The 24,917-nt window shown below is 37.0% G+C and carries 30 protein-coding genes; 11 read left to right on the top strand and 19 right to left on the bottom strand.

All coding sequences use genetic code 11. From position 1 onward, the window contains the following. Positions 1 to 57: 57 nt before the first annotated feature. Complete coding sequence (gene nagZ, locus NV349_RS09310) at positions 58 to 1,743, bottom strand: beta-N-acetylhexosaminidase (RefSeq protein ID WP_036127443.1); 1,686 nt, start codon at positions 1,741 to 1,743, stop codon at positions 58 to 60. Positions 1,744 to 1,935: 192 nt separating this feature from the next. On the opposite strand from nagZ, the gene NV349_RS09305 reads away from it, so the two are divergent. Beyond that, complete coding sequence (locus tag NV349_RS09305; RefSeq protein ID WP_271913098.1) at positions 1,936 to 2,331, top strand: glucosamine 6-phosphate synthetase; 396 nt, start codon at positions 1,936 to 1,938, stop codon at positions 2,329 to 2,331. Positions 2,332 to 2,586: 255 nt separating this feature from the next. Here the strand turns inward: NV349_RS09305 and NV349_RS09300 are convergent, their stop codons facing one another. Together NV349_RS09300 and NV349_RS09295 are read right to left on the bottom strand one after the other, a co-directional pair. Beyond that, complete coding sequence (locus NV349_RS09300) at positions 2,587 to 2,793, bottom strand: hypothetical protein (protein ID WP_271913097.1); 207 nt, start codon at positions 2,791 to 2,793, stop codon at positions 2,587 to 2,589. Between the two features lie 158 nt (positions 2,794 to 2,951). After that, positions 2,952 to 3,485, bottom strand: a complete 534-nt coding sequence (locus NV349_RS09295; RefSeq protein ID WP_089932347.1) for a GNAT family N-acetyltransferase — start codon at positions 3,483 to 3,485, stop codon at positions 2,952 to 2,954. Between the two features lie 462 nt (positions 3,486 to 3,947). Here NV349_RS09295 and NV349_RS23205 point away from each other — a divergent pair, with 462 nt between their 5' ends. Then, positions 3,948 to 4,166, top strand: a complete 219-nt coding sequence (locus NV349_RS23205) for a transposase (RefSeq protein ID WP_211663866.1) — start codon at positions 3,948 to 3,950, stop codon at positions 4,164 to 4,166. 135 nt (positions 4,167 to 4,301) lie between these two features. Here NV349_RS23205 and NV349_RS09290 read toward each other — a convergent pair whose 3' ends face one another. The 3 genes from NV349_RS09290 to NV349_RS09280 all read right to left on the bottom strand — a co-directional run bounded on the left by NV349_RS09290 (position 4,302) and on the right by NV349_RS09280 (position 7,634). Beyond that, positions 4,302 to 5,411 (bottom strand): HesA/MoeB/ThiF family protein, encoded by a 1,110-nt coding sequence (locus NV349_RS09290; RefSeq protein WP_089932348.1) that lies wholly within the window; start codon positions 5,409 to 5,411, stop codon positions 4,302 to 4,304. Between the two features lie 14 nt (positions 5,412 to 5,425). Next, the gene (locus NV349_RS09285) at positions 5,426 to 6,247 is read right to left on the bottom strand and encodes a DUF2785 domain-containing protein (protein WP_089932349.1); all 822 of its coding nucleotides are present in this window, start codon (positions 6,245 to 6,247) and stop codon (positions 5,426 to 5,428) included. Between the two features lie 178 nt (positions 6,248 to 6,425). After that, positions 6,426 to 7,634: a hypothetical protein gene (locus NV349_RS09280; protein ID WP_271913094.1), complete on the bottom strand. Its 1,209-nt coding sequence runs from the start codon at positions 7,632 to 7,634 to the stop codon at positions 6,426 to 6,428. Between the two features lie 599 nt (positions 7,635 to 8,233). On the opposite strand from NV349_RS09280, the gene NV349_RS09275 reads away from it, so the two are divergent. Next, entirely contained in the window at positions 8,234 to 8,467 is a 234-nt protein-coding gene (locus NV349_RS09275; RefSeq protein ID WP_089932353.1) for a hypothetical protein, read from the top strand. Between the two features lie 542 nt (positions 8,468 to 9,009). Continuing rightward, a complete protein-coding gene (locus tag NV349_RS09270; RefSeq protein WP_058844992.1) occupies positions 9,010 to 10,182 on the top strand; it encodes a multidrug effflux MFS transporter in 1,173 nt (390 codons plus the stop codon). Positions 10,183 to 10,262: 80 nt separating this feature from the next. On the opposite strand, the gene NV349_RS09265 is transcribed toward NV349_RS09270, so the two are convergent. Then, positions 10,263 to 10,760, bottom strand: coding sequence for a hypothetical protein (locus NV349_RS09265; RefSeq protein ID WP_271913560.1), 498 nt, complete (start codon positions 10,758 to 10,760; stop codon positions 10,263 to 10,265). A 95-nt stretch (positions 10,761 to 10,855) separates the two neighbouring features. Between NV349_RS09265 and NV349_RS09260 the strand changes: the two genes are divergently transcribed. Then, the gene (locus NV349_RS09260; RefSeq protein ID WP_036127498.1) at positions 10,856 to 11,308 is read left to right on the top strand and encodes an NUDIX domain-containing protein; all 453 of its coding nucleotides are present in this window, start codon (positions 10,856 to 10,858) and stop codon (positions 11,306 to 11,308) included. A gap of 28 nt (positions 11,309 to 11,336) precedes the next feature. Here NV349_RS09260 and NV349_RS09255 read toward each other — a convergent pair whose 3' ends face one another. Both NV349_RS09255 and NV349_RS09250 read right to left on the bottom strand, forming a co-directional pair. Next, the gene (locus NV349_RS09255) at positions 11,337 to 11,780 is read right to left on the bottom strand and encodes a GNAT family N-acetyltransferase (RefSeq protein ID WP_082673767.1); all 444 of its coding nucleotides are present in this window, start codon (positions 11,778 to 11,780) and stop codon (positions 11,337 to 11,339) included. A gap of 10 nt (positions 11,781 to 11,790) precedes the next feature. Then, positions 11,791 to 12,108 (bottom strand): MazG nucleotide pyrophosphohydrolase domain-containing protein, encoded by a 318-nt coding sequence (locus NV349_RS09250; RefSeq protein ID WP_036127510.1) that lies wholly within the window; start codon positions 12,106 to 12,108, stop codon positions 11,791 to 11,793. 224 nt (positions 12,109 to 12,332) lie between these two features. Here NV349_RS09250 and NV349_RS09245 point away from each other — a divergent pair, with 224 nt between their 5' ends. Beyond that, the gene (locus tag NV349_RS09245) at positions 12,333 to 12,908 is read left to right on the top strand and encodes an LOG family protein (RefSeq protein WP_271913091.1); all 576 of its coding nucleotides are present in this window, start codon (positions 12,333 to 12,335) and stop codon (positions 12,906 to 12,908) included. 453 nt (positions 12,909 to 13,361) lie between these two features. Here the strand turns inward: NV349_RS09245 and NV349_RS09240 are convergent, their stop codons facing one another. Then, on the bottom strand, positions 13,362 to 13,559 hold the full coding sequence (locus tag NV349_RS09240) for a Fragile-X-F protein (RefSeq protein ID WP_036127503.1): 198 nt from the start codon (positions 13,557 to 13,559) through the stop codon (positions 13,362 to 13,364). Between the two features lie 168 nt (positions 13,560 to 13,727). On the opposite strand from NV349_RS09240, the gene NV349_RS09235 reads away from it, so the two are divergent. The 3 genes from NV349_RS09235 to NV349_RS09225 all read left to right on the top strand — a co-directional run bounded on the left by NV349_RS09235 (position 13,728) and on the right by NV349_RS09225 (position 16,285). Further along, positions 13,728 to 14,654 (top strand): dimethylarginine dimethylaminohydrolase family protein, encoded by a 927-nt coding sequence (locus NV349_RS09235; protein WP_271913088.1) that lies wholly within the window; start codon positions 13,728 to 13,730, stop codon positions 14,652 to 14,654. A gap of 82 nt (positions 14,655 to 14,736) precedes the next feature. Next, entirely contained in the window at positions 14,737 to 14,982 is a 246-nt protein-coding gene (locus NV349_RS09230; RefSeq protein ID WP_036127519.1) for a YkuS family protein, read from the top strand. A gap of 136 nt (positions 14,983 to 15,118) precedes the next feature. Next, positions 15,119 to 16,285 (top strand): Ger(x)C family spore germination protein, encoded by a 1,167-nt coding sequence (locus NV349_RS09225; RefSeq protein ID WP_271913085.1) that lies wholly within the window; start codon positions 15,119 to 15,121, stop codon positions 16,283 to 16,285. A 35-nt stretch (positions 16,286 to 16,320) separates the two neighbouring features. On the opposite strand, the gene NV349_RS09220 is transcribed toward NV349_RS09225, so the two are convergent. The 5 genes from NV349_RS09220 to NV349_RS09200 form a co-directional block, all read right to left on the bottom strand. After that, on the bottom strand, positions 16,321 to 16,980 hold the full coding sequence (locus NV349_RS09220) for an MBL fold metallo-hydrolase (RefSeq protein WP_036127524.1): 660 nt from the start codon (positions 16,978 to 16,980) through the stop codon (positions 16,321 to 16,323). A 155-nt stretch (positions 16,981 to 17,135) separates the two neighbouring features. Then, entirely contained in the window at positions 17,136 to 18,296 is a 1,161-nt protein-coding gene (locus NV349_RS09215; RefSeq protein ID WP_271913082.1) for an MFS transporter, read from the bottom strand. A 443-nt stretch (positions 18,297 to 18,739) separates the two neighbouring features. After that, positions 18,740 to 18,865, bottom strand: a complete 126-nt coding sequence (locus tag NV349_RS09210; RefSeq protein WP_255358833.1) for a hypothetical protein — start codon at positions 18,863 to 18,865, stop codon at positions 18,740 to 18,742. Positions 18,866 to 19,074: 209 nt separating this feature from the next. After that, positions 19,075 to 19,554, bottom strand: a complete 480-nt coding sequence (locus tag NV349_RS09205; protein WP_271913081.1) for a hypothetical protein — start codon at positions 19,552 to 19,554, stop codon at positions 19,075 to 19,077. A 22-nt stretch (positions 19,555 to 19,576) separates the two neighbouring features. Then, complete coding sequence (locus tag NV349_RS09200; RefSeq protein ID WP_271913080.1) at positions 19,577 to 20,230, bottom strand: hypothetical protein; 654 nt, start codon at positions 20,228 to 20,230, stop codon at positions 19,577 to 19,579. A 370-nt stretch (positions 20,231 to 20,600) separates the two neighbouring features. Here NV349_RS09200 and NV349_RS09195 point away from each other — a divergent pair, with 370 nt between their 5' ends. Further along, positions 20,601 to 20,828 carry a DUF3923 family protein gene (locus NV349_RS09195; RefSeq protein ID WP_089932368.1) on the top strand — a complete coding sequence of 76 codons (228 nt, stop codon included), beginning with the start codon at positions 20,601 to 20,603 and terminating at the stop codon, positions 20,826 to 20,828. Positions 20,829 to 20,906: 78 nt separating this feature from the next. On the opposite strand, the gene NV349_RS09190 is transcribed toward NV349_RS09195, so the two are convergent. Both NV349_RS09190 and NV349_RS09185 read right to left on the bottom strand, forming a co-directional pair. Next, complete coding sequence (locus tag NV349_RS09190) at positions 20,907 to 21,833, bottom strand: PD-(D/E)XK nuclease family protein (RefSeq protein WP_255358837.1); 927 nt, start codon at positions 21,831 to 21,833, stop codon at positions 20,907 to 20,909. Between the two features lie 21 nt (positions 21,834 to 21,854). Beyond that, complete coding sequence (locus NV349_RS09185; RefSeq protein ID WP_058844977.1) at positions 21,855 to 22,595, bottom strand: sulfite exporter TauE/SafE family protein; 741 nt, start codon at positions 22,593 to 22,595, stop codon at positions 21,855 to 21,857. Positions 22,596 to 22,686: 91 nt separating this feature from the next. On the opposite strand from NV349_RS09185, the gene NV349_RS09180 reads away from it, so the two are divergent. Next, positions 22,687 to 23,187, top strand: coding sequence for a DUF1648 domain-containing protein (locus NV349_RS09180; protein WP_271913078.1), 501 nt, complete (start codon positions 22,687 to 22,689; stop codon positions 23,185 to 23,187). Between the two features lie 65 nt (positions 23,188 to 23,252). On the opposite strand, the gene NV349_RS09175 is transcribed toward NV349_RS09180, so the two are convergent. Both NV349_RS09175 and NV349_RS09170 read right to left on the bottom strand, forming a co-directional pair. Continuing rightward, positions 23,253 to 23,882, bottom strand: a complete 630-nt coding sequence (locus NV349_RS09175) for a type 1 glutamine amidotransferase family protein (RefSeq protein WP_271913077.1) — start codon at positions 23,880 to 23,882, stop codon at positions 23,253 to 23,255. A 45-nt stretch (positions 23,883 to 23,927) separates the two neighbouring features. After that, positions 23,928 to 24,917, bottom strand: coding sequence for a helix-turn-helix transcriptional regulator (locus NV349_RS09170; RefSeq protein WP_271913076.1), 990 nt, complete (start codon positions 24,915 to 24,917; stop codon positions 23,928 to 23,930).

Here is a 24,917-nt window from a genome sequence, read left to right as displayed (position 1 = left end):
TTATCCATCATTCACAAAAAGGAACATACATTACTTGCTGTATGTCCCTCTCCATCTTTATTTATACATATTGAATACGTTTTCGATGTCTGTATTGAGCTTGTTGATATCAACTGCTGTCACGGGTTGATTGACAAGCTGATACTTTTGTTTTAGCTGCATGATTCGACGGACACTCTCATTAATGCGCTCCTCTGTTATGTCTCCATCATGGACGGCTGCCTTCACAGCTTTTATGGCTGATGCGACATTCGTGTACTCATGGGCGATTAATATAATATCACTGCCAGCCTTGATTGAATCTACAGCCGCTTGACCGATAGCAAAATGATTCGTGATAGCTTTCATCGTCATATCGTCTGTCATGACAACCCCATCGAAGCCTAGCTGCTCCCTTAACATACCTGTGATAATTTCCTTCGACATCGATGAAGGGTATTGTGGGTCAATCTTTGGTAATAAAATATGAGCAACCATGACCACATCGGCACCGTTATCAATGGCATCTTTAAAGGGGACAAGCTCCAGTTGCTTTAAATCGGCCAAACTTTTCGTCACCTTTGGCAATTCTAAATGGGAATCCACGGAAGTATCACCGTGCCCAGGGAAATGCTTGATTACTGGAATTACTTGCTTGGACTCTAGCCCTTTCATTGTCTGAATGCCTAATTTGCTGACAATATCGGGATGATTCGAAAACGAGCGATCTCCTATAATCGGATTATTCGGATTGCTATTGACGTCTAGTACAGGGGCAAAATCAAGGTTAAAGCCAAATGCCTTTAATTGTTCCCCTAGCAATTGACCTACTTTAAATGACAATTGGGATTGATTGATATCCCCAATGCTTTTATTCGTTGGGAAGTTTTTTAAAGGCCCTGGTAATCTAACCACCTTCCCACCTTCTTGGTCGGTTCCTATGAAAAGGGGCACCTGATTATTGGTATTGGCAGCCATTAAGTCATTCATCAATGTGACTGTTTGCTGAGGGGTTTCAAGATTATTACCATAAAGAATCAAACCACCCACTTTGTCATCTTGAATGAGGCTTGTTGTGTCCTGCTGAAGCGTCGTACCTGACACACCTGCAAACATCATTTGACCAATTTTTTCGTCCAATGTCATCTGCTTGACCGTATCAGCTGCTTGTTGCTTTAATTCAGTATAGACCGAAATATGATGAACGACAGGATTAGGATCACTGTCAGTCGGTTTTGGTAAAATCCATTTTAATTGATAGTCGGCATTCACTTGGTAGACAAGAATGATTTGATTGGTCGTTGTATCCTGATAATAACGAACCTCATCGGGTTCACCTAACTTATTTTTAATATCGGCTAAATGAATTTTCTTGATATCCTCTTTAAATGAACGAATATCAAAAGCATGTGAACCTTGAAAGCCAATCGTCACATCCTGATAAGCTTCATATCGTCCATTCACTGACTCCGTTACTTGCTGAGGCTCCCCCCATTGCTGATGAACCACTTGTTGATCCGCCTCACCTGCTGCAAACGGCACATAAGGGACTCTTCCTTCTAGTGCTAAACTGGCTATGTCCTGTAGGATGACCTCCACATTTTCTGACACCCCCTCTTGTTCAGATACTTCCTCTTGGACTGGGGATGGCTCAGAATTTCTTGTCGTTTGTGTGGCCGGCCGCATTTTTGTGCCGAGAAAAAAGAACAAACCCAGTAATATCAGCACGAGAACTAGGAGCAAACCACGTCTTCTTTTATGCATGCAAAAACCTCCTTCACCAAACAAAATGGCGACTTCGAAACAAATCTATCAACTAACGTTATCATAACTGCCACTTGAATTCAAAGCTCACGTTATGAACAGAATCACGGCCTTCTATAGAAAATATTATCGTAAGCTAGCAAAAATGCAAAAGAAGATGTTAAAATATTCACATAAAGGGGGAAGCAAAGCATGGGGAAATTAAGTAAAAGGAATATATTGTGGATTGTGCCTATCGGTATTTTAGGGGTATTTTGGTACTTTTATGGCCCACAAAAGGATATTACAAACAATGAATATATTACATATGTACAAAACTATACGTATGAAAATAGTACAAAAACTTTAGAAAGTGCCTTTGCCGCTGCCTGTGAAAATCCATATTGGGTTTATTTTGAAACACAAAAGGGACAGGACGTCGTAGAGTTCAAGGGGGATTGCCCCGTTGACAATGAAATAGCCAAGGTCAATGTGCAATTTCTTGTAGACAATGCCATCACAAATGTCCAATCTGGTGCAATGCTTATTGATAGTAAAATGCAAGAGGAAGCAGAACGCGATCAATTTTTACTGACGCTTGTTCAATAATACAATGTAGCAGGAAGGGAACGGATAAAATACGCGAATTGGTGGATAAAACGGACAGAGTAACGGATAACGTGTTAAAAGTAGCGGATATATCGAGTAACTAGAAGGATAGCTCTATGAAAGCAGTGCAATATTTTGATGCTGAAGTCTCAACTATACAACAATAAGATCTTCTATTCATCGATGCATGTTGCAATGTTTTCTCCCCTCTACAGATAAAAACCCATGCATGTACACGCATGGGTTGAGCTGCTATTAACGATTTCTTGAGGACTTTAAAATAGTCCGTTCAATCAGTCTTATTTCATTATTTAGCTTGGCAATTGCCGCTTCGATTTGTTGATAGCGCTCCATTTGGTTGACTTTCTCTGTTGATATTGAATCCTTTAAAGCGGCATGCCCTGCGTATAAGCTTGCTAGTAAATCTAGCTTTTGAAAATAAGCTGTGCTATATTGCTCCATAACACCCAGCCCCTCGTCACATACTTTTTACACGAACAAATGAATTGGTGTTCATATTAGTACTATAGCCGAAAAAAGCAGCATCGAAACTCAGCCTAAATCATTATTTATCATCCTTTTTTCACTAAATATTATTCTTTTAAAATAAAAAAGTGGAATTATTCTTCCTTTTTTAATAAAGAATAAATGAATGTATCATAGGCTTGCCCATTTTGATACATATAGTCTCTTAGGATGCCTTCTTGTTGGAACCCTAGCTTCATCAATAGTTGACTGGAAGCTTCATTTTCTAAAAAGACAACAGCTCCAATGCGATTCAGGTTCATGTCCTGAAAGCCATAGGCTATCACTTTTTGCACGGCTTCTTTTATATAACCTTGTCGCCAGTAATCGGGATGAATTTCATAGCCAATTTCTGCTCGATGATGCGCAGCCGACCATAAATGGAAGCCAATCGTACCAATGACTTCATTCGAATCTTTGCGTTCAATGCCCCAACGAATCCCTCTTTTTTGTTCAAAGTTTTTAGCAAACTGCTTAATAGCCTGTTCAGCCTGCTGTGTATCGACAAAGGGTTCCTGCCCATAATAGCGTGTTACAGCCTCATTCGAAAAGCAGCGGAAAATGGCTGGTACATCCTCTAAAGTTAGCTCTCTTAACCTAAGTCTTGCCGTTTCTAAAACTGGAAACATTCCCTTCTTGTGACGTAAAGCATAAAATTTCCGTTTAGAAACTTTACGCTTTATTTTATTCTAGGAAATTTTATGGTTGAATATTTACATCATAGGATTAATTCGATAAAATAGAGTAATTTTTATGAACAATGTAGTAGTTTAAAGCAAGGTATGAATTAATTTTCATACCTTCTTTTTATTTTTCTAGATATAATTTAGCGTTGTTATATTCTGATTGTAAGATATTTATTATATTGGAAAATTATTTGATTATATTATTTATATTGGTAAGTTTATTTATCTTTACAATAATAGCTTTAGAAACCAACCCAAAAATCAGTTTTAGCTTAAATAATTTAGCTGACAAGGAGGTATGGGGATTAAATATTTTAGGTGTAATCTTATTAATGTTGGACACTTTTTATAGAGGATAAGGAGCAATTACTAAGCCTTTCAACGAATCAAGCCCATAGAGGCTCCATGTCAAGCAACTTGTGCGCCCCTTATGCTTTAAGAGAGCCATCTAGCCACCTTAATAAAGTTGTCCAAAACTGTTGCCATTCTAATAGTTTATTTTCCGTGTGGGCATGGGGGTATTTTTGTGCGACTGTTGGAACGGTTACCGAAGAAATCATAAGAAACTATATAGCCAATCAATTCGAAGAAAAGAACGGTATCTTCAATATTCAGTGTGCTTAAGCACACGAACTTTTATAAGGGCTTCCCCCTTAAATAAAAACGACTTTAGTCGTGGACATTCATTTCAAAATCCACCTGCTTTAGCAGGTGGTCGTTTAAGGAGTTTTTTCTGTTAAATTTTAAACCAACCTTTTATTACTTAGGAAATAAATTGGTAGCCATTGATTTTTCTATTGAACAAACCTCGCATTGACTATTATTGACCCAAGGATTTTCAAATGTTGTCTCTGAAGTCAAGAAATTAACTATTACCTTTTTCCCTAACGAAATCGGTTCAGCTATTTGAAGATGTATTCGTAAGAAATCGGTTGTCATCATTGATGCTACCAAACTAATATTAGGTAGTATAGCTGCATTATAATCATTGTTGGAATTATCATAAGCGTCTAGTACTTGTCCAAACTGATCTTTAATAAAGGTATAGTAACATTCTAAGCAAGGTGATATTGTTGGCTTAACTGAGTAGAAGCTTCCACAAGTTAAACCTACTCCTCCAGAAATAAAGGGAACATTATTTTTAACGCAAAGTTCATTTACCCAAGAGTTTATCAACATTGGTGGGTTATCAGCTGCACAAAATACAAAATCTAAGTCCTTTGTAATGATATTCTCTAAATCCTCAGCTGAACTTATTCTTTTATCAATCATCTCATAATTAATGGTTGTATTAAAATCACTTAATCTTTCAAAGCCTACTTTAGTTTTTGGCTGTCCTATATATCTTTCCGAATATAGGACTTGACGGTTCAAATTTTTTAATTCTACCTCATCGCAATCGAGAAACTTAATATGTCCAATCCCTAACCCGGATAATTGCATTAAAAGATTGCTACCTAATCCACCCATTCCCAGAACCAAAACCTTTGTCTCTAAAAGCTTTTTTTGATAAGATGATTTAGTTTTATTTGTATTGCTAAATACATTGAAATAATTAAGGTTATTATTGTATCTTACACGTTGCCAGTCATTTAAATCTTTAAGATTATCAATAGAACTGTCTTCGATTAGACCAATTTCATCTAGTGTTTTAATAATATTTTCTAGCTCCAAAAAACTAAAAGTTCGTTCTTCAATTAAGTTGAAAATTTGTTTTGTATCCAACTTACCATTCAATAAAGGTATGATTTTGATTAATATTCCATCTGGGTCAGTAATTTCATAGGCATTATTCGGTTCATCTCCGATTTGAATAGTTTGTGAATCAATTGAAATAACTGGATAAAAATCTTTGAATTTCGGTTTCAAATTAGTTCACTCCTTTATGTATAGGCTTTCATCATTTTAATTAATTTATCTTTCACAATTTCAGCCACATATTTTTGATTAGCTTCTTGCTCTAAACGAAAGTAAAGACTTCCTAAAAAATTTTTAACATTAGATATAATTTTGTACTCCTCATGCCAAATTTCAGTTTTTTCCCAATCCGTAAAACTATTAACCCAACTCTCAAGCAACTCTATATTAAAAGTATTTTTTTTCAAAATTGTAATCACAGCTGTTATCAGTCTTTCATCTTCTAAATTAGTGTAATTTATTGTTTTTGTACTTATCACACTTTTAATGACATCCAAAATCTGTTGTTTTTCAGCAATTGGTAAATCATATTTAGCTAACTCATTTAATGCATCAGCAGCATGTGCTAATGCATGTGCCCAACCTTTCTCGGGAACATAGCCTCTTAAATCTTTTTCACATTGAAGGTAACGTATAATTTTTTCCTTAATTTCTAAAATATCCTTGTCATGTAGAAAATTTTTTTTTTGATCCGCCATAAGAATAAGCGGTATAAGTAGCATTGAAAATGATCGTGTAAAAACTGAATCTGAATTTGATTGCCCTATACCATAAAAAAGATGCTGCTCATCCAATATGGTATCTAATAATCTTTGAAGAACGTTTACTGATAAGTAATCATTTAGTATCCAGTTTGAAAATGTCGTATAAATAAGATCGTCTCTTAATTCGCCATCAACAGACCCAATCTTATCTAACATCTGTTCGATAAGATTTTCAACATTAGAACTCTTGGGTATGCTATATTCATTGTTTTTTAAAAAAATAAGCTCTTTTTTCAATTTCATGTTATTCACTTCCTATTATTGATTAAGGATGGTTCTAAGAGAGACACTGGCTGCTACTAATACGAAAGAAATTAAAAGTAAAGTAGAAAACACAAAAATAAATCCTTTTTTCAACTCCATGATAATACCTCCAATTGTTGCATCAATACAAATTCTATCAATTTAACTGAAAATTTTATTAGATACTGTTTCTCAAAATAGGACCTAATTCTTTTCTTTTCTTTTCTTTTATTTTTTTTCTTAAATCTAATGCTAAATATATTGTTAAGATAACTAATGGACAAAGTGTAAAAGTTCCCATTGCAATTCCATCCCAATAAGACATAGAGAACAAAGGATCTTTTAAAGTTTTTTCAAGAGTTTGTTTGACAGTATAATAAGCAATAGGTAGATCAATTACCAAAAATAAATAGAGAGCAACAAAAATCCCAATAAAACTTAAAGAGCTGTAAATTTTAGTTATTTTCCTCTCTTTATTTGACATGCTGTTTAATATACTACTTATTTTATTGAATTTTAGGGTGAATATATTTTTAAAAATAAGCTTCATTGATTCATTAAGATCATCTATTTCTAAGAAATTAGTAAGTACATAGTATAAATCTGTACGTAAAAATAGTAATGTTTGAAATACAGTAGTTTGTAGTTGCATCAAAACCGTAAATTTAAGTATCTTAAGTATTATTTCATTCGAAAAATAAAATTGCATTACTAAACATAATAATATCAACATACTTGTCCAAGCTAATCCTGCTAAATAAACACCATATCTTTTCTTTCTGGATACGGACCAGATATCAGTTACTTCCGTTTCAAGTACAAGGAAAACTAGTCTATATCCCCATTTAACTTTAGCTCCAATTCCTACGCTTTTAGCAGCACATATATGTCCGTATTCATGAAAAAAGATAACTATCCATGTACCTAAAATTATTATACATATAGATGCAATTCCGGAGGTACTAACAAAAAGATCCGAACCCTTAGGGCGTAAGTTATCGGAAAAATAAAATAAAAATATATTAGCGAACACGGAAAATAGATAAAATGCCCAGGCAGTCTTACTAAATAATATCTTCAAGATTTTACTAGGCTCAGCATTTAAAGGGTGGTTATCTATTAAACTTTCCGATATAAGAACTCCATCAATACTTTTTACATATCCCGCATTTAATAACACCTCAACAAATTCTATAATGTCATTTATCTCGTAATCATTTGCACTATGCATCAATGCGACTTCACCTATTGACTTGTCTGAGGAAAAGCTTCGATAAATATTAAGAGCGATTTCATCTAATAACAAGTAGTCTGAAGTGCCAATACGTCGAATAGTAATGGAATCATTTTCACGCTGATATGTTTCAATGGTATGTACTTCAACCATAGTATCCTTACTAATCTCCTTTTGGTACATTACATTATTTCACCCTTTCTATTTTTCATAAATCCTCTTCTTTTAAAGAAAAAACCCACCCTTAGGAGTGGATCTTTTCTTTAAAAAATCATGTGTTAGCACGGTTAGCAGGAAGACCTACTTTTGGTAATACTTTAACTTTAATTTTTTTCATCTTTTTCACCTCCAATATGTAATATCCATCTTCAAATCATGTATTTGCACGGTTAGCAGGAAGACCTACTTTTGGTAATACTTTAACTTTAATTTTTTTCATCTTTTTCACCTCCAATATGTAATATCCATCTTCAAATCATGTATTTGCACGGTTAGCAGGAAGGCCTACTTTTGGTAATACTTTAACTTTAATTTTTTTCATCTTTTTCACCTCCAATATATAATGTCAACCCATAAATCATGTAGTAGTGTAACTAGATTGAGAATTAAATAGGAAATAATGTTCATATGTTCCTAACCAACCAATCAACTACTTGTTTTCCATAATAATACACATATCGGAGATTGTAAATGATTTAATTGAATTTTTTAAATAATATAAATACCAAATTAGTCATAGTGGCCTAACCCAGTTGGCAAAAGAAAAGCAATTAACATTAAGAACGGTAAGAAAATGGGCACCAGAATTATGTAAAAAGGTTAGTAGGAGATATAAAGAGTACTTAACAAAATTAAAAAAGGAAAGAATCAAAAGTATTTTGAGTGATGTTCAAAATGCTGCAATAGCATTACATAATAATGGGGTTTTTCCGAGTAAAGGGAGAATATATAAGAAATTAGGGAGTAGCGTTTTTTTTAGAAGATGAGATTAGGGACCAGTGGGAAGATATAATAATAAACTTAGGTTATAAGCTTGATTAAAAATCTTGTTTATTATAAATAATAAAATTGATATATCGTTTAATATCTATGATAGTATACTAAATTAAATTGACTTAACCCTTGTGGGTGTAAGGTTGGAAAGATTATGCTTTATTATGAAGAAAATATATGGTTTATGTCACACCTCTCCTCCTCTACCACCCATTACCATTTCTCTAATCCACCTTCAAAATCCTTTTTGACACTAGCTCTATCTCTTAAAAATTGATAAGATTAGCAATTATTACTATAAAGGTATTATAAAATAGCTTATAATAGTAATCAGACTATGCACTCCTACTACATGCATGTCCATTACAGCTCAGCTTCCGTATTTTTCGGTATACCATTTTTGCTGAGTATAGATAAAGGTGATTTTCAACATGACATCCTATGAACGTATACTTATAATGGTCCCGCCGTTTCCCTAGCTACGCTATCTACTTGTAACGAACAAAGTAGATTTTGCTTGTAGGAGGGCAATATGTTGAAAAAACAGGCAGTACCATCTTTATTATTAATGATTGTTCTTGTGGCATTTCCACAAATTAGTGAAACGATATACACACCATCTCTACCGGATATTGCCGCTGCACTTGGTGTATCCAATAGTTCTGTCCAATTAACTTTAAGCATCTATTTTATTGGCTTCGCATTAGGTGTTTTTTGCTGGGGATGGATTTCTGATTTCATTGGCCGTCGACCTGCCATGTTAGCCGGTCTCCTTTTTTACGGTATAGGGAGCTTGCTCTGTGTTTACGCAGAGTCGATTCCCTTTCTAATTGCAAGTCGATTTATTCAAGCGTTTGGGGCTGCCACTGGCTCCATTATTACACAGACCATTTTGCGTGAAAGCGTAGCAGGTAGCCAGCGACATGCTATGTTCGCACAAATTTCAGCTGTCATTGCCTTTACCCCTGCGGTAGGGCCGTTGATTGGTGGCTGGGTCGATCAAGCACTTGGCTTTCGAGCCGTGTTTTTTGTCCTTGTGGTGATGAGTATCTTGTTGTTCATGTATGCTTATTACAGACTTCCTGAAACAACAGATCCAGCCGCAAGACAACGAATAGCGATTTGGCCTGTCGTCAAACGCATTGTTGCTTCGCCAACCGTTCTTGTCTATGGACTACTGATTGGGGGCATCAATGGTGTACTATTTAGCTACTATGCCGAAGCACCCTTTATCTTCATTGGTCATTTTGAAATGTCACCAGGCCTATACGGTTTTCTTGGTATCATTGTGGCATTGGCTTCTATCATAGGGGCCATGATTTCAAAACGACTGGTCATCAACCATCCACCGCAAAAAATCATTCACCTCGGCTGTCTGGTGATGCTTTTGGGTGCTGTGCTGTTGACTATCGTTTGTTTGATGCCACTGCATGCAATACTCGTAGAAATCGGCATCTTGCTGACCGTTTTCGTCCTACTGCTCGGCTCTGGCATGGCACTTCCTAATTGCCTAAGTCTTGCACTAGTAGACTTTCAGGATGTTATTGGGACAGCAGGCGCGATTTTTAGTCTCGGCTATTACCTATTAGTCAGTGCCATCACAACGGGTATGAGTTTGCTACACAACGGTTCTTTATTAACAATGCCACTCTATTTCTTAGGTCTATCCCTGACGATGTGGCTTTGTGGGAGAAAATTTATACGATAATCGATGAAAGCGGGCATCTTATCGTCAGCATAAAAATGAGCCACCTTAAATAATTAAGGTGGCTTCTCCTATTGACGACATTATTGAAAATAATAATCCAATACTTCCTGTGCCGAATGAAAAATCTTATTGCTTTGCGTTTTATAAAGAAATGTTGGATTCGTACAGGCTTTTTCTAAACTTTTGGCTTGCTTTAGCTTATCGGTCATTTGCTCGATAATATCCGTGTAGCCATCGAGTTGATTAGATATTTTCGGTAGCATCGTGGGTGAGATGTTCAAAACAATGGATACTTGATCCTCAGCATAGCTATTTAAATTGATAAAAAAGCATTCTTCCAAATGCTTGGAATGTTTATCTACATTAATGACGGCTTCTTGATAATTGGCAATTACACCTGTGGATGTATTCGTAACCTTAAAGCCCTGCTTTGTTAAATGTTGTTCGACCATCTTTAAAAACTGCTCTACCTTTTCATCTAATTGCGGTGTAACAGTCTTCTCAATTAAATCATCACAACGCTGATAAATCGTATCGATTTCAGCCTGTTTTTCGACAAGTAGTTTAAAATTGGACATTGAATACACGCTTGATCTCCCCTTTTTACTAAGGTAGACATTCATGAAGCATTTTAGTCATGACCACGAAAAATAACTATCCAAAGGAGATACCTATGATTAGAAATTCTGTAAAAGCCATCATTATCGTTGATGGCAATATATTGCTAATAAAAAATCAAGATGACGAGGGCTATTTTTATCTTTGCCCGGGTGGTGGACAAGAGCATGGTGAGACATTCCCTAAAACACTGCAAAGAGAATGCCTCGAAGAAATCGGCTCCTCTGTTCAGATTGGAGAGCTTCTTTTTATCCGAGAATATATTGGAAAAAATCATGAGCATGCCGCCTTTGACGCAAATGTCCACCAGGTAGAATATTATTTTCAATGTCAATTCAATGGGCAAGTTTGTCAGCCAACCAATCCAGATCAACATCAAATCGGCACACAGTGGATACCTATAGAAGAGCTACACACTTATAGATTTTATCCTAAAGCATTCATCCGCCCTCTACAGCACTTTATCCAAGGACAACAAACAGCGATTTATTTAGGAGATGTCAATTAAAGCCGGCTTCTATCGCCATTGACCGCTCTTACACTAGATTTTTCACCATCGTATAATAACTACTACCTGGTGGATAATCTTTAATTTCTCCTACCACTTGATAGCCTTGTGCCTCATAAAATGTGCGAGCTTGAAACTCGTAGGTTGTCAGCAGAGCTTTTGTAGCACCCATTTCCTTTGCTACTAACTCTGCCTTGGCTAGGAGCTTTGTGCCAATTCCTTTTCCACGATACTCTTCACTAAACCAAAACTTATGTATTTCCACCCATCCCCAGTAGACTTCAGCCGTTATACCACCTACCCATTGCTGCTGTAAATCTGTGACTATCAATTGCAATGGTTGGATTGCCCCCTGCTGTCTACTTGCACGATGATAAGAGGAATGTTCATTATTATAGGCGCGAATTTTTTCACTTAAAAAATTCGTAAACGCTTCATGCTGTTTATGTAAAACCTCAACTTGATATTCCATCGAGTTCCTCCTAGTCCTGATAGCGTTTTACTAGCTTGTCTTGATGAGCCGCAAATATTTCTTCTAATGGAATATCATATTGATTGGCAATGACAATAAGATTGCCTAGTACATCCCCTAGCTCTTCAATAAGCTCTTGTTTATGTTCCTCATAGGATTGTGTTTTTTCATCTGGTCGATCTCTACCAATCTCGATCGCTCGAATGGCTCTCGCTACCTCACCAGTTTCTTCTGCCAAGAAGCCAATACGTGTAAAAATATTGAGCTCTGACCAGCCTCGTGCTTCATAATAATCCTTTACCCAACGTTGAAATTCATTTAGTTCCAATTCCTTTTCCTCCATTTCCTTCCTCTTCAAAATAAATTATACTATTATTTGTGCCTTAGCCAAAGCCCTTGTTAAAATCTATGCTACCCATGGGAGGCTTTGGGAACAGCATGAGACTGTCATTACTAAAGGCGTGGCGTTTTTACGCTATTCCCTAAGTTCAACGGGCGTTTACACTGCTTTCGGTACAAGAAGAATTTAATCAGTTATGGAGGAAATCTACTATGAACAGTGTTGCTGTATTTTGCGGATCAAGTCTTGGCGCTTCTGATGCTTATCGTGAAGGTGCGATTCTACTAGGAAAAGAATTAGCTAAAAGACAAATTACCCTTATTTATGGTGGTGCTTCAGTTGGCATCATGGCTACAGTAGCGAATACCGTGCTACAAGAAGGTGGCAAGGTTATAGGGGTCATTCCTACATTATTAGAAGAACGTGAAATTGCGCATCAGCACTTAACCGAGCTGATTGTTGTGAACACGATGCATGAACGGAAAAGTAAAATGATGGAGCTAGCTGATGGCTTTATTGCCCTTCCTGGTGGTCCTGGTACTTTAGAGGAATTTTTCGAAGTGTTTACTTGGAATCAAATAGGGCTGCTTCAAAAGCCTTGTGCGATTTTCAATATGGAAGGCTATTTTGATTTATTAATCTCATTTTTTGACCATATGCAAAATGAACAATTTTTAAAAGCTCAAAATCGTGAAGCATTAATTGTCGCTGAAGACACTGCAACGCTTTTAGATAAATGTGAAAGCTTTGTTGCTCCGGCTGTGAAAACCTATGAATTAAGCAAATAGTGAAGTGGTAAGGTTGGCCCTAGGCGGGCTGATCTTACCACTTTGAAGTTTTTGACAACATCATTCCCCCACTTCCAAAATTAATTTATATTGGCGCAAGAACTGGGAGGCGACCGCGATTCTTAAAAGAAGATGGACTTGGTTATTTTCCGATTACTATTTACTATCATTTTATCGTAGACCACTAGTATGATGCTATATCTGAAGTCAATACTGTATTAATTTCAGATACGAGGGAAAAATCGTATTATACTGATCCAGCGGAAACAGCGTAACTGATCTCGATATTAGATAAGCTCGTAATGAAAAAGAAGTTCATTCCCTCATACAGATGCTTCTATCATTTTTTCTTTAGCGAATCCAGAGGAACGGTGTGCAATAATTTTTGACTATGAAATCAAGCTACTTCAACGAATAAGGTGATCTTCGAATTTGTTCGATTTTCTCCTTGTTTTATTGATCCACCCTTTTTTCCCGCCTTTTAACAGCGATTACCGCAATAAGGACCGTCATAAGCTTTATTACTACCACAATGACATACAAACTGAATGAGAGTATGGCTGGTAATAAAACGACCCACCACGACCAAGCAATCACATCTGTTAGCTTTAAAACGACAAAGACAATGGTCAACACTTCTGCAATGCCCATCTTTTCACCACCCTACAACCTTTCTTGACTATGTAGTAACTATATCCCTTACGATATGGAACAACGCAGGAAAAAATTTCACTATTTTCTCTAAATGATATAACAGGAGGTCGTACTATGACGAATATTTTTGTAAAGAGTGAGTTTGCTCCGTTAAAATGAGTTGTTATGGCTCAATCAGAGTTTGCTTTTCCCGCTACAGGCAATCCAACAGATGACGAATTTTTAACAGAAGAAACGCTAGCCATTTATGCAGGCGTTGATACGCTCGGTAAAAACTTCAAAGAGGTCTTTCCAGAAAGACAGCAGCAATGGGAATTAGAACGAGCAAATTTTAAAAGGGTACTTGAAAAATATGGTGTGGAAGTACAGGTGCCACGACTTTTAACAGATTATGAAAAAGAGCTAGGACAAGAGGATGGCTATAGCAATTTCTTTGTTCGTGATCCCTTTTTCACTATCGGTCATTTTTTAATTGAAGGCTCCCTTCGATTTCCTCATAGACGGAACGAAATCTTGCCAGTGCGTAATCTTTTAGCTCAGGAAGCAAACGATAACCAATGTTTCTATGTGTCCATTCCAAAGCCTGATATCGCAGACGGGCTGGATTCTGAGGCTGGCCCATTTTTAGAGGGTGGCGATGTGTTAGTGCTAGATAAAACGATTTTCGTAGGAAATTCAGGGCTAGCCTCCAATAAAAATGGCGTGCAGTGGCTGCGTAATTTAGCCAGTCATTTTGATTTTACAGTGGTCGAGGTTCCACTTCATCCAACGATTCTCCATCTAGACTGTGCACTTAGTTTGGTAAGGGATGGTCTGATGATTGTCTGCGAGGATGCTTTCTTAGAGGGAATCCCCGAACAGCTGAAGGATTGGGATAAAATTCATGTTTCCCTAGAAGATGCCTCACGACTTGCAACAAACGGTCTCCCTATCAATGAAGAGGTTTACATTACAGATAAAGAATTTACATGGATTGGCGAGCAATTAGTACAAAGAGGTGTCACTGTAGAATACGTTGATTTTAACATCTCCCGAAGCTTTGGTGGTTCTTTTAGATGTAGTACACAACCACTATTACGGACAAATGCATAGACATCATCCATCTTCTCTAAAAAATAATATGAATAATGAACAAGCTGAAATGGCACATTATTTATAGGAGGTGGACAAAAAAATGTCTAGAATTATTGGTGTGGAACAATCATTATCTAATATCGAGGATGCTTTAAAAGCAAAAGGCTATGAGGTCATCCAGCTTCGCAATGAAGAGGATGCCAAAAAATGTGATGCTTGTATCATTACAGGTCAGGACAGAGACGTGATGGGCATTAGTGATCCTGTCATGGCAGGCCCTGTCATTGATGCAGATGGCTTGTCAGCAAATGACGTCATTCAACGTGTCGAAAAATATTTCCACTAAAACAACAAGTGCTGTCACCATGTCACATTGACTGGGGATAGCACTTTCTTTTGTCATTCCTACATAATCTGTACTTATAATACCATGTGTTCTTGTCCAAACTACTATACATGAACTAGAAAAAGTAGGGAGACATATGAGTCAAAAAAATATTGCGATTGTTATTTTAATGCTTACGACTACACTACTCATGTCAGGCTGCTGGGATGTTACAGAGCCTCAACGAATGTATTATGTGCAAGGTGTTGGGGTTGATTATAAGGATAATGAATATACTGTGTACTTACAAATTATCAACTTTGCCAACGTAGCGAAAACAGAACAATCTAACCCTCAAGCCTCACCTACAGAAATTGGTCAAGCGAAGGGAAAAACAATAGAAGAAGCGATTTACAAATTATATCGTTCCATGGACCAAGAAGTATTTTGGGGGCATATGACCTATCTTCTTTTCTCAGAGAATGCGATGAAGGATGAGCATGCCATTGCTGTAATCGATACTTTTTTACGCTTTCGTGAAACTAGATATCATATTTGGGTCTACTGTACACAAGACCCAATCGAGGATGTTTTATTAGTTTCCCCTTTATTAGAGAAGTCACCGACTGCCGCGAAATTAAGTAATCCTAAAAATACGGCTAAGCAGGAGTCCTTTGTAGAGCCTGTTAATTTGCGACAGCTAGTGATTGGCTTAAATGAGCCAAACCATGAAATGAAAATCCCTTACGTAACTGTCAATGAAAACTGGGAAACCATAGATGGTACCAAAACAGAAACCGTTTTTGCAGGTGTCGGTATCCTCTCAAAGGATAGTTTTAAAGGCTATATTAAAGGTAAAGCCGCTCGCGGTATTGAATGGATGAACGATGAAACAAAGCAAGGGGAAATCACTGTTAAATTGGAAAATAACGAGAAAAGTGATTTCTTAACTGTCGATATTCAAAAGTTAGATGTCGATGTCAAACCTATCGTCCAAAACAATCAAGTCCAATTTGAGGTGTATTTAAAATTCAACACAATTTTAAATGGCTTTAAAGGGAAGCTGACACCCGATCAAGTAAGAAAAAAAGTAGAAAAAGCAGTCAAAGATGAAATTATGGCTACCTTCGAGGAAGGCTTGAAAATGGATGCGGATGTCTTTCGCTTATCAGAATACCTCTACCGCGATAATGTAAAGGCATGGAAGAAACTAGAAAAGGATGGCAAAATTCCGATAACGAAGGATTCCATCCGTAAAATCGATATTCATATTAATAAAGTAAGCCCTGGCCGTAAAACATTTGAAGAGACCATCGCCGAATAATGGAAGAGACCACCCTTCTTGGCGTGGTCTTTTTATCATGACAATATTTTTTTCATTTGTTCAAGGACTGCTCCCCTACTGATGCCTCCGTGATAACAAATCACTGCTTCAAGGTCGATATCTAGGCATTTCTGTAAAGACTGACGAGCTTCTTCTACGTCCAATGCAGTTGGTTCATGAACGCCCTCAATATGACCGTCTACACTATACATCGCGTCACCCGCCACCAATGTTTTACTCTGTGTTAAATACAGGCTAATATGACCTGGTGTATGCCCTGGTGTATGAATAACACGAATCCCGCCACAAAATGGTAGTTCTTCACCATCACTCAGCACCACATCCACCTTACCCTTCGGAGGGTTCTCTAAATGTCCATCTTTTACTAGCGGCAGCTCTCCTTGAATATAGGGCTTGTCGAGAGCATGTGCATATACTTGAACATGTGGCCCACACACTTGTAATAAATCAGGTAGACAGCCGATATGATCCACATCCTGATGCGTTAAGATAATCGCTTTGAGCTGATTTAACGACACACCCACCTGTACTATCGCCTCATGCAGCTCTTCCATTTGCCCAGGAAAACCGGTGTCAATCAACACCGCCATGTCCTGGTCCCACACCAATGTAGGATGAATCACAAAGCCCTGATAATGGAGTTCCAGCATTGCTATCCCGTTCGCCATTTGCATAACATGCGCCTCCTTCACCGTTTCTTATAAATTATGGCATTTAGCTAGTTTCTGTTTTTTAATCAGAATTCCCTGCTTTCTTCCTTTATTTTTATCATTAGGAAATGAATCATAGTAAAGGGACCAGACATTTGAGACTGGTCCCTATTATTATATTACTGGTTCATTTTCTTATTGGTAATGTAATCGCAGTATACTAACAGGACAACAATAAGAAAGCTTAAGCTAACAAGACGGAAAATCATTGCTATACTCATCCATTCTGCTAAAATCCCTAAGAAAAATGCACTAACGCCAACACCAACATCAAAGCTTGAAAGAAAAGTAGCATTGGCTGCACCGCTTTTGGCTTCACTTACTTTTTGAACAGTCCATGTTTGTAAACATGGCATAACGGTCCCATAACCTGCACCGAATAAAATGGCTGCCAAAATAAGAGTGTGATTATTTGTTGTATAGGACAACACAATTAGTGATAAGAAACCAAGTGTTGCTGACACAATGATAATAGACCATGGTCCATTTTTATCAAACCATTTTCCTGTAAATGGACGTAATAAAGTGGAAACAATTGCGTTGATAAAAAAGAATAGAAAAATATGATCTAATCCCTTTTGCTCTCCGAAAAGGACTAAGAATGTAATGACGGCTCCAAAACCAAGCGTCGTCACTACAGTCAATAAAGACTGAAACCATACATCTTTTTCAAAAATCGCTTCCATAAATCGAAATGGCTGCTTGTCAAATTGTTTAGGTGTAGCTGAATGAATAAATGGAAGCATTATAACCGCAAATAAACAGAGTAATGCAGATGACCAAATCAGTGTATGAAAGGAAAAGGAATTATACATAAGGATACCTAAACTTGGTGCAACAATAGCTCCGACTGTTGTTGAAACCGAGAAATAACCCATTCCTTCTCCTAATCTAGCTTTAGGAATGATATCTACAGCCATTGTACTATTGGCTGTAGTAGAAATCCCCCACGCTGTTCCATGGAAAAACCGTAACAATAGGAAAATCCAAATCGTGCTAAGAAAAGGATATAACATTGTAATCATCAGCAACATGATGCCTGCCCCAATAGCTAGATATTTTCGCTTATGATCGATTAAATAATAACCTATAAAAGGTCTTATTATAATGGCGCCTAGTGTAAATACCGTCGTTACCAAACCTACTTGCATAGGAGTGGCGTTTATACTTAATAAATAGGCTGGTAAGATAGGCAGTAACATTTCAAATCCTATAAAAATGAAAAAATTACTTATAAATAGAAAAAGAAATGATGTAGTAAAAATGGGTTGTTTTTTCATAGTTAAAATTCCTCGCTTCTAATTGTTTTGCTAAATTAGAAGCGCTTGGAACACTGAAACATCCCTTAATTGCCTTAATTTTTTCAGCAATTAGCTCACCCTCTCTAAGTTTAATCACAACAAAAAAGACGCCATAAAACCGGCGTCTAGGCATTACTTTGTATCGTTTTTAAAATACGTTTTTCACGAATGACATACAAAGGCAAAAAGCTTCCGGTTACTGAGTTCTATATGGTGTTTTTCTAAAAAATCACAGACTGGTCCCTTTGAACAGTAATCATCTAATTGTAAAAATGTCTTTACTTCAACGGCAGTTCTTCTGAAAACAGTTTCCATCACATTTTGCCTCCTCTCTAAAAATCTATGAATAGCTTATTATAATTTAATACAAGTAACTCATAAAAGCAAATACAGCGTTTTTATTTATTGTTACATGGCATGTTTTATCGCTGCACAATATAGCCCACCTTACGAGGTACGACTACATTTTTCTTTTCCACACTTTTGATAGCTTCATCTACGGTCTTTGGTGTTCCCAAAAGCTCAAACATAGACATTTGTTTACTCATCTACATCCTCCTCTATTATGTCAAAAGGAATACGTTCTCTACTATTTGTATATGTTGAACGAATCAATTTTATACTAGAAAATTGTGTTCCCACACAGAGTGCTAGAGTAGTGATGATAACGAGTAAACTGTAATGTAGAAGCATTAATATCCACAATCCACCCTATCTGGTTCAGCTAAGGTTGCAACTGTTTGGAGTGGCTAACTGTTTAACCTTTATGCTTTAGAAATGCTAATAGATAAGCGATCCAAATGACTGTAAAATGTAGCGCAAGGAAGGTCCATCCAGTAAAAAAGATAGAATTGGAATAAGTGTTCAACAATGGAATTTCAGCTATTTCCGTAACTAACTGATTATGTTCAAACACGAACACTCTTAGCTCTTGTGCTTTTTTCAAAGTCAATGAATAGACAATACTTGGAAACAGAAAGGATAGCACTATCATGCTGTAAAATGGCATCGTCTTCATCGTTTTTAGAGCCAGTCTATTGGCAAGTTTATATGTACCCATAATGGAAACAATGAAGAACGGTGTGAAAAATACTAAGGGAAAGAGTCCTGGATTACCATTACTTATACCATTGGAGCTTCCTATCACAATTGGTTCAGTGAAAACATGTATAAGACTAAAAATGATAGCCGTTATGATTAGGCTGGTAGCATAGTAAAACCATGATAATTTACTCATACTTTTCCCCCTCCTTGACTATTTATAAAGTTCTTTCATTGTTTCCATCCAATAATTTAACCTGCACATTGGACGAACCTCCACCATAAATAGGATGGGGAACTTTTGATAAATCGAGTAATTTCTTCAGATGAATCAATTTTTCACGATTGGCCTCGATTGTCACATGATATGGACCTGCTATATTCATAAGTGATGATATACGCACATCTTCTTTCGAGAAATGGCTATCTAAAAATACTAAATCAAATGACACAGCTTCATTGCTTCGATTATGTAAGATAAGGGTACAATCCCCATTCATTAAATCTTTGCTCACCATCTCAAAATCACAGTTGCCATCCCCTTTGTATGAAATGGCCATAATACCAGTAGCTAAGGTTTCTTGATACGCCATTATGAGAAAATGGGGTAAAAATGAATAGAGTAACACTACGAAAACAATTATTGTAAGGTGATATTTGTTTATGCTCCTAGCTAGTAAAATCATCACAAATATAAATAAAATCGAGCCAATGATGCCGAGCAACACATAGCCATCTTGTGTTTGTATAGGAAACGACATAAAGGAAGATTGGGCATGCATCACTTCATTAGAAGGATATGGGAAAAAAAGACACATACATATACCTAAAATTACGATTGAACGAATAAGCATCCTTTTATTATTAATCATTTTCTCCCCCCTCTCCAGAAAGTGTTTTGAAATTGTTTGGGCATTGCGAAGTCTCCTCACTTGTTACCAGTGCTATACCCATTAAGTGATGGTTAGATGATTTCTTATGTAACATACTCTCTCCCCCTTTTATACCTAAATATTTACATATACCAAATTTACCATATATACCCTAAATAAGGAATAAAGCCTTTTTAGCTCTAGACAAATGGCAAAATTGTTTTACCTTCTACACACCAACCGAAGAGTAATAAGTCAATCCGTCTCAAGGCGGAGAGGTAACACCGTCTAAAGTGTGTTTCCAAAAACAAACAAAAACAATATAATAAAACCATAAAAGGAAATTATAAATAGGAAGAGGATGTTCATTTTGTTTACGAAAATTATATGGTGGGCTATAAATATTGTATGGTTATTGATTTTTTCTGCCCTCGCAGTATTTATTGGGGTAAGAAATGTTGATGCTGCTGGGATGGTGCAAACTCCTGCCATTAAAATGGTGTCATTCATTATTTTGGGCATCGTGTTTCTAGTTGTTATGCTCATTCAGCTCATTTTTCTCTATTTTATTAGGAAAACCACTACAAAGGTCTCTTGAAGAAGTACTGGATTGTCATCCCTAAATGACATAATAAAGAAGCGAGTGGCTATTTTAGCACTCGCTTCTTTTACTTTCTCACCTTGTCCCACACAACTCTCTAAAATTACAACCTCGACAATGCCATTTTTCTTGTGTTTGTTCGAAATCTTCCAAGTCCACAGGCTCGTTAGAAAAAATATCGGCTTGGTATTTTTTCATTGCTAAGACACTGCGTTGAAATGTATGCAAAATATTATCCATATCGTAGGCAGTAAACCTATATTTCTTCCGTTTTCCCGTTAATAAATATTCGTTATAGACCTCGATTTGCTCCAAGGATACACGGTATTTTTGCTGAACATAGTAGGCGTAGAGCGCTAATTGCTGGCGGTCATCATCAGACTCCCCGCCCGTTTTCCAGTCAACAATAATCCATTTATCTGCTCGTTCATCATAATAATGAAAGTCCATGACGACGAATACTTGGATGCCGTCTATTTTCATCGAGCGGAATTGCTCTGGTTCCCCAATACGGAGAGCGCCCTTTTGTGCCGTGATTTGCTGGAATGTTTCGCTCATCAAAAAATGGTCAAACACAAGCTGTAAACGTTCTTTATAGTCCTGCACAAGCTCAGAAGAAAGTGTGCCGTAATAATAAATTTCCTGCATCATATAGTATTTATTCGGCTTTTGCCTCCAAAACTCCACATGGCGTGTAGAATCAATAAAGGCTGCATTAAGCTGTCCACGTGCCCCTTGCATCAGCTCCTCCAGTGTAGAAGCTTTCCCTGTCTGTAGATAATCATTAATGGCCTGTTCAATATATCGGTGGACAATTTGCCCAAATAAAATAGGCATCGATTGTAGCTTTTTTAAGCGATACACCTGTTGATGGTAAGGCTCTACATTATAGCTGAGCCAGCCGTTATGTGAAAAATAATATTCATAGCCATATTTGCGAGCGCAGCTTGTCAATGTTTTATGACGCGAGAGTGACCACGAAAAGGTTGGGTATGGTGTTATTTCAAACAGGACAATCGCCTCCTAAAGCTGATGGATAAAATCATAAAGAAGCTGTACAATCAGCACAATCGTTACGATCCGCAATAATAGCTTCACTTGGTTCGCTTTCACTTTTCTCGCAAGCACGAGCCCAATTTGTGCACCAATCGTTGAGCCAATCATCAAAATAAGTGTTAATGGCCATTCAATTTTTCCCGTCGCAATATACGTAATCGCCGCTCCTGAGCACATGGCAAATACCCCCACCCGTGAGAGCCCTACTGCTTTGATATAGGAAATCTTCTCATGTGCATATGTATAGAGAGCTAATGTGCTACTGCCAGGGCCAAACATACCATCATAAAAACCAACCCCAAGAAGGATTGGACCGTTTTTTCGATTCATTGTAAAGCATTCATTGTCACCAAAATCAGCTCCACCCATAAAGGACATGATGAGTGCAAAGCCTAGTAACATAATGGCAATGAACGTCAATGTTTGACTGCTCATGAACGAAGCGAAAAGTCCACCAAGTGTGCCTCCAATCAAGGATACAAGTAGGACAGCACGCATTTCTGTCCAGGCTAATTCTTTTCGTTTATAAATCGTATAAAAACTGGAAAAGGCACTCACCATATTGGACACTTTATTCGCGCCAATAGCCGAATGGACGGGCACGCCCATAAGCATCATGGTAGGCAAGGTAATTAAGCCGCCACCACCCACTAATGTGCCCACGACATTCCCAATGATGCCAATTAGTAAAAACAACAAGTATTCCATAGTATCCTTCTTTCTCTAACACAAAAAGCAATCATTCTATGTTACAGTATAACAGATTAACATTTTGAATGATGAGAAATGAGGGGCAAGGATGCATACACAACAAAAAACACCCACACCGCGCTTTTGTCACCAGCTGACTGTTATAGCGGCCACTATTTTTGGAGCTGGCATCACCGCCACTCTAATCCAATATTCAAAGCTCCCTGCAATGATTCCTGTCTTACAAAGCTTTACGAATGAGCAAGCCCAGTTTGGACCGAAAATTGCGATCTTTTATTTACCCTTTATCGCACTTATGCTATTTTTACTTTTACATTATTTAGAAATGAAAGCTGCCTACCCTGTCATGCGCAAAAATAAAGCACCCCTGTCCCATAGACAGCGACAAAATGGCATTATGACGTTTTGTCTCATAAAAAATAGTATATTATTATATTTTACTTATTCCCTTTTCAATGACCTGACAGTGGCACTAGGTCACGAGCGTATTTTACAGCAGTGGCATGCCTACCTATTTCTTTTCGTGTTAGGCATCCTCTTTATTGGTGGCATCGTACGAGGCATTTTGTTGGAAAAGAAAATGCGATAGTGTACCTCTTTATATAAGAATAAATTTAGGAGCATGTTGTTACACATGCTCCACTGAGACCTTAATTATTCAATAGAAGACATTAATTCAAAATAGTATTTTTTTTCATGCGTTTGATAAAGATTCAACCACGCCTGTAATGTTTCTAGTCTAAACACGTCAAGTAGCCTCAAAACATGAACAGCAAATTCCAGTGGGGCTGTACCTGATGCCGTAACTAAATTTCCATCCGTTGTAGCAGGGCCTTCCTCAAAATGTTTATCCCCTATATAATGTGGACAAAACATTTTCAAGTATTCTAAATCGTTGCTTGTATGTTTTCTTGAATCTAGCAAACCAATCTTTGCGAGACCCATAGTTGCGCCACATATTGCAGCTATGATAATTTCTTCGTTCAACGCTATGGATACTTTCTTCAATAGAGGATCATGTATAGACTCAAGCCATGTATTGCCTCCTGGAAGAATTAAGACATCCGTACTATTCAATTGACATTCATCAATGGAAATAGTAGGAAGTATTGTAATTCCTCCCATCGTAGTAACAGGGCTTCTATCAATACCTACCGTAATTACCTCAAAAGCCGCTAATCCTTTTTTAAAATACCTTCCTGAATTCAGTTCAGCAATTAAATAGCCTATTTCCCAGTCTGACATCGTATTAAATACATAAAGATACACTCTTCTTGTATGCATAATAACCACTCCTTTTAAATGAATTACGCTTATTATAAAAAAACTTCACTGACATTCTCCGTCAGTAAAGTTTTCAACTTGATAAAAATTAATTAGCTCATAAAGTACGTCAATCATTTTTTGCTTTAAGCTTATTGGTTCTACTATTTGTATTGATTTTCCATATGGTAATAGCAAATAGGGAACATATTTATGTAACGCTTCTTCCTCTACTAGAAATATCGCTTTCTTTGAGGTCCGTTCTTTGAGGTGATCCCTTAAAAACCAATGCTGACTTATGTCATCTACCGCATCCGTCTTACCACAAATGATGAAAGGCGTAAGCTCCCGTTTATCTTCTACTTGTGGTAGAATGCTTTTCATAAAAAAATCACTTGCCGAGAAAGGTTGTGGTCGCTGGAAGGTAATGGCTGTTTGGTTCATATTGATAATGCGGCTTACTTTAAAATTACGGATCTCCTTCCTTAAATGACAATAGGCAATGACATACCAGCTATTATTCCAATAAACTAAGCCATACGGGTTAATCAACCTATGTTTAGGTTGTTCTTCATTATTTGTACGGTACTCCATTTCAACAGATGTTTCGTTTACTATACTTTCCTCTATTTTTTTCAATATCGGCTCCATAGATGATTGAGCATTAGGACTTACAATTTCGAATCCTTCTAAATGTTGCTTAATCATTTTATCTTGCTCTTGATTTGAAAATTTTGTTAGCTTTGATGTTGCACTATTTAATGCCTCATCTAAAAAATAACCAGCTTCTTTTGCAAAAATAGCAGCATGAAGTAATGCCGCTTTCTCATCAATCTCAAATAGAAGAGGACTTTTAATAAAATTATTCAACAGGGTATACCCTCCGTTATGACCTGCTTCTGCTATAATCGGTACACCACTGGCAGAAAGTGCGTCAATATATCGGTATACTGTCCTTATATTCATCTCTAATTTTTCAGCTATTTCTTTCGCAGTAATTTTCCTGCCTGAATGTAGCATCCATAGAATCTGCATCATATGATCAATTTTAGACAA

The sequence above is a fragment of the Lysinibacillus sp. OF-1 genome, from assembly GCF_028356935.1.
GTDB classification, from domain to species: Bacteria; Bacillota; Bacilli; order Bacillales_A; family Planococcaceae; genus Lysinibacillus; species Lysinibacillus fusiformis_D.
Note: the sequence above shows the minus strand (reverse complement) of the source record. Positions and strands in the feature narration are given on the sequence as shown.

Coding starts and splice junctions, on each gene's coding strand:
- nagZ (WP_036127443.1), bottom strand. CDS start 1,743: ATGCATAAAAGAAGACGTGGTTTGCTCCTAGTTCTCGTGCTGATATTA.
- NV349_RS09305 (WP_271913098.1), top strand. CDS start 1,936: ATGGGGAAATTAAGTAAAAGGAATATATTGTGGATTGTGCCTATCGGT.
- NV349_RS09300 (WP_271913097.1), bottom strand. CDS start 2,793: ATGGAGCAATATAGCACAGCTTATTTTCAAAAGCTAGATTTACTAGCA.
- NV349_RS09295 (WP_089932347.1), bottom strand. CDS start 3,485: ATGTTTCCAGTTTTAGAAACGGCAAGACTTAGGTTAAGAGAGCTAACT.
- NV349_RS23205 (WP_211663866.1), top strand. CDS start 3,948: ATGTCAAGCAACTTGTGCGCCCCTTATGCTTTAAGAGAGCCATCTAGC.
- NV349_RS09285 (WP_089932349.1), bottom strand. CDS start 6,247: ATGAAATTGAAAAAAGAGCTTATTTTTTTAAAAAACAATGAATATAGC.
- NV349_RS09280 (WP_271913094.1), bottom strand. CDS start 7,634: ATGGTTGAAGTACATACCATTGAAACATATCAGCGTGAAAATGATTCC.
- NV349_RS09265 (WP_271913560.1), bottom strand. CDS start 10,760: ATGTCCAATTTTAAACTACTTGTCGAAAAACAGGCTGAAATCGATACG.
- NV349_RS09260 (WP_036127498.1), top strand. CDS start 10,856: ATGATTAGAAATTCTGTAAAAGCCATCATTATCGTTGATGGCAATATA.
- NV349_RS09255 (WP_082673767.1), bottom strand. CDS start 11,780: ATGGAATATCAAGTTGAGGTTTTACATAAACAGCATGAAGCGTTTACG.
- NV349_RS09245 (WP_271913091.1), top strand. CDS start 12,333: ATGAACAGTGTTGCTGTATTTTGCGGATCAAGTCTTGGCGCTTCTGAT.
- NV349_RS09240 (WP_036127503.1), bottom strand. CDS start 13,559: ATGGGCATTGCAGAAGTGTTGACCATTGTCTTTGTCGTTTTAAAGCTA.
- NV349_RS09235 (WP_271913088.1), top strand. CDS start 13,728: ATGGCTCAATCAGAGTTTGCTTTTCCCGCTACAGGCAATCCAACAGAT.
- NV349_RS09230 (WP_036127519.1), top strand. CDS start 14,737: ATGTCTAGAATTATTGGTGTGGAACAATCATTATCTAATATCGAGGAT.
- NV349_RS09225 (WP_271913085.1), top strand. CDS start 15,119: ATGAGTCAAAAAAATATTGCGATTGTTATTTTAATGCTTACGACTACA.
- NV349_RS09220 (WP_036127524.1), bottom strand. CDS start 16,980: ATGCAAATGGCGAACGGGATAGCAATGCTGGAACTCCATTATCAGGGC.
- NV349_RS09215 (WP_271913082.1), bottom strand. CDS start 18,296: ATGAAAAAACAACCCATTTTTACTACATCATTTCTTTTTCTATTTATA.
- NV349_RS09210 (WP_255358833.1), bottom strand. CDS start 18,865: ATGAGTAAACAAATGTCTATGTTTGAGCTTTTGGGAACACCAAAGACC.
- NV349_RS09205 (WP_271913081.1), bottom strand. CDS start 19,554: ATGAGTAAATTATCATGGTTTTACTATGCTACCAGCCTAATCATAACG.
- NV349_RS09200 (WP_271913080.1), bottom strand. CDS start 20,230: ATGATTAATAATAAAAGGATGCTTATTCGTTCAATCGTAATTTTAGGT.
- NV349_RS09185 (WP_058844977.1), bottom strand. CDS start 22,595: ATGGAATACTTGTTGTTTTTACTAATTGGCATCATTGGGAATGTCGTG.
- NV349_RS09180 (WP_271913078.1), top strand. CDS start 22,687: ATGCATACACAACAAAAAACACCCACACCGCGCTTTTGTCACCAGCTG.
- NV349_RS09175 (WP_271913077.1), bottom strand. CDS start 23,882: ATGCATACAAGAAGAGTGTATCTTTATGTATTTAATACGATGTCAGAC.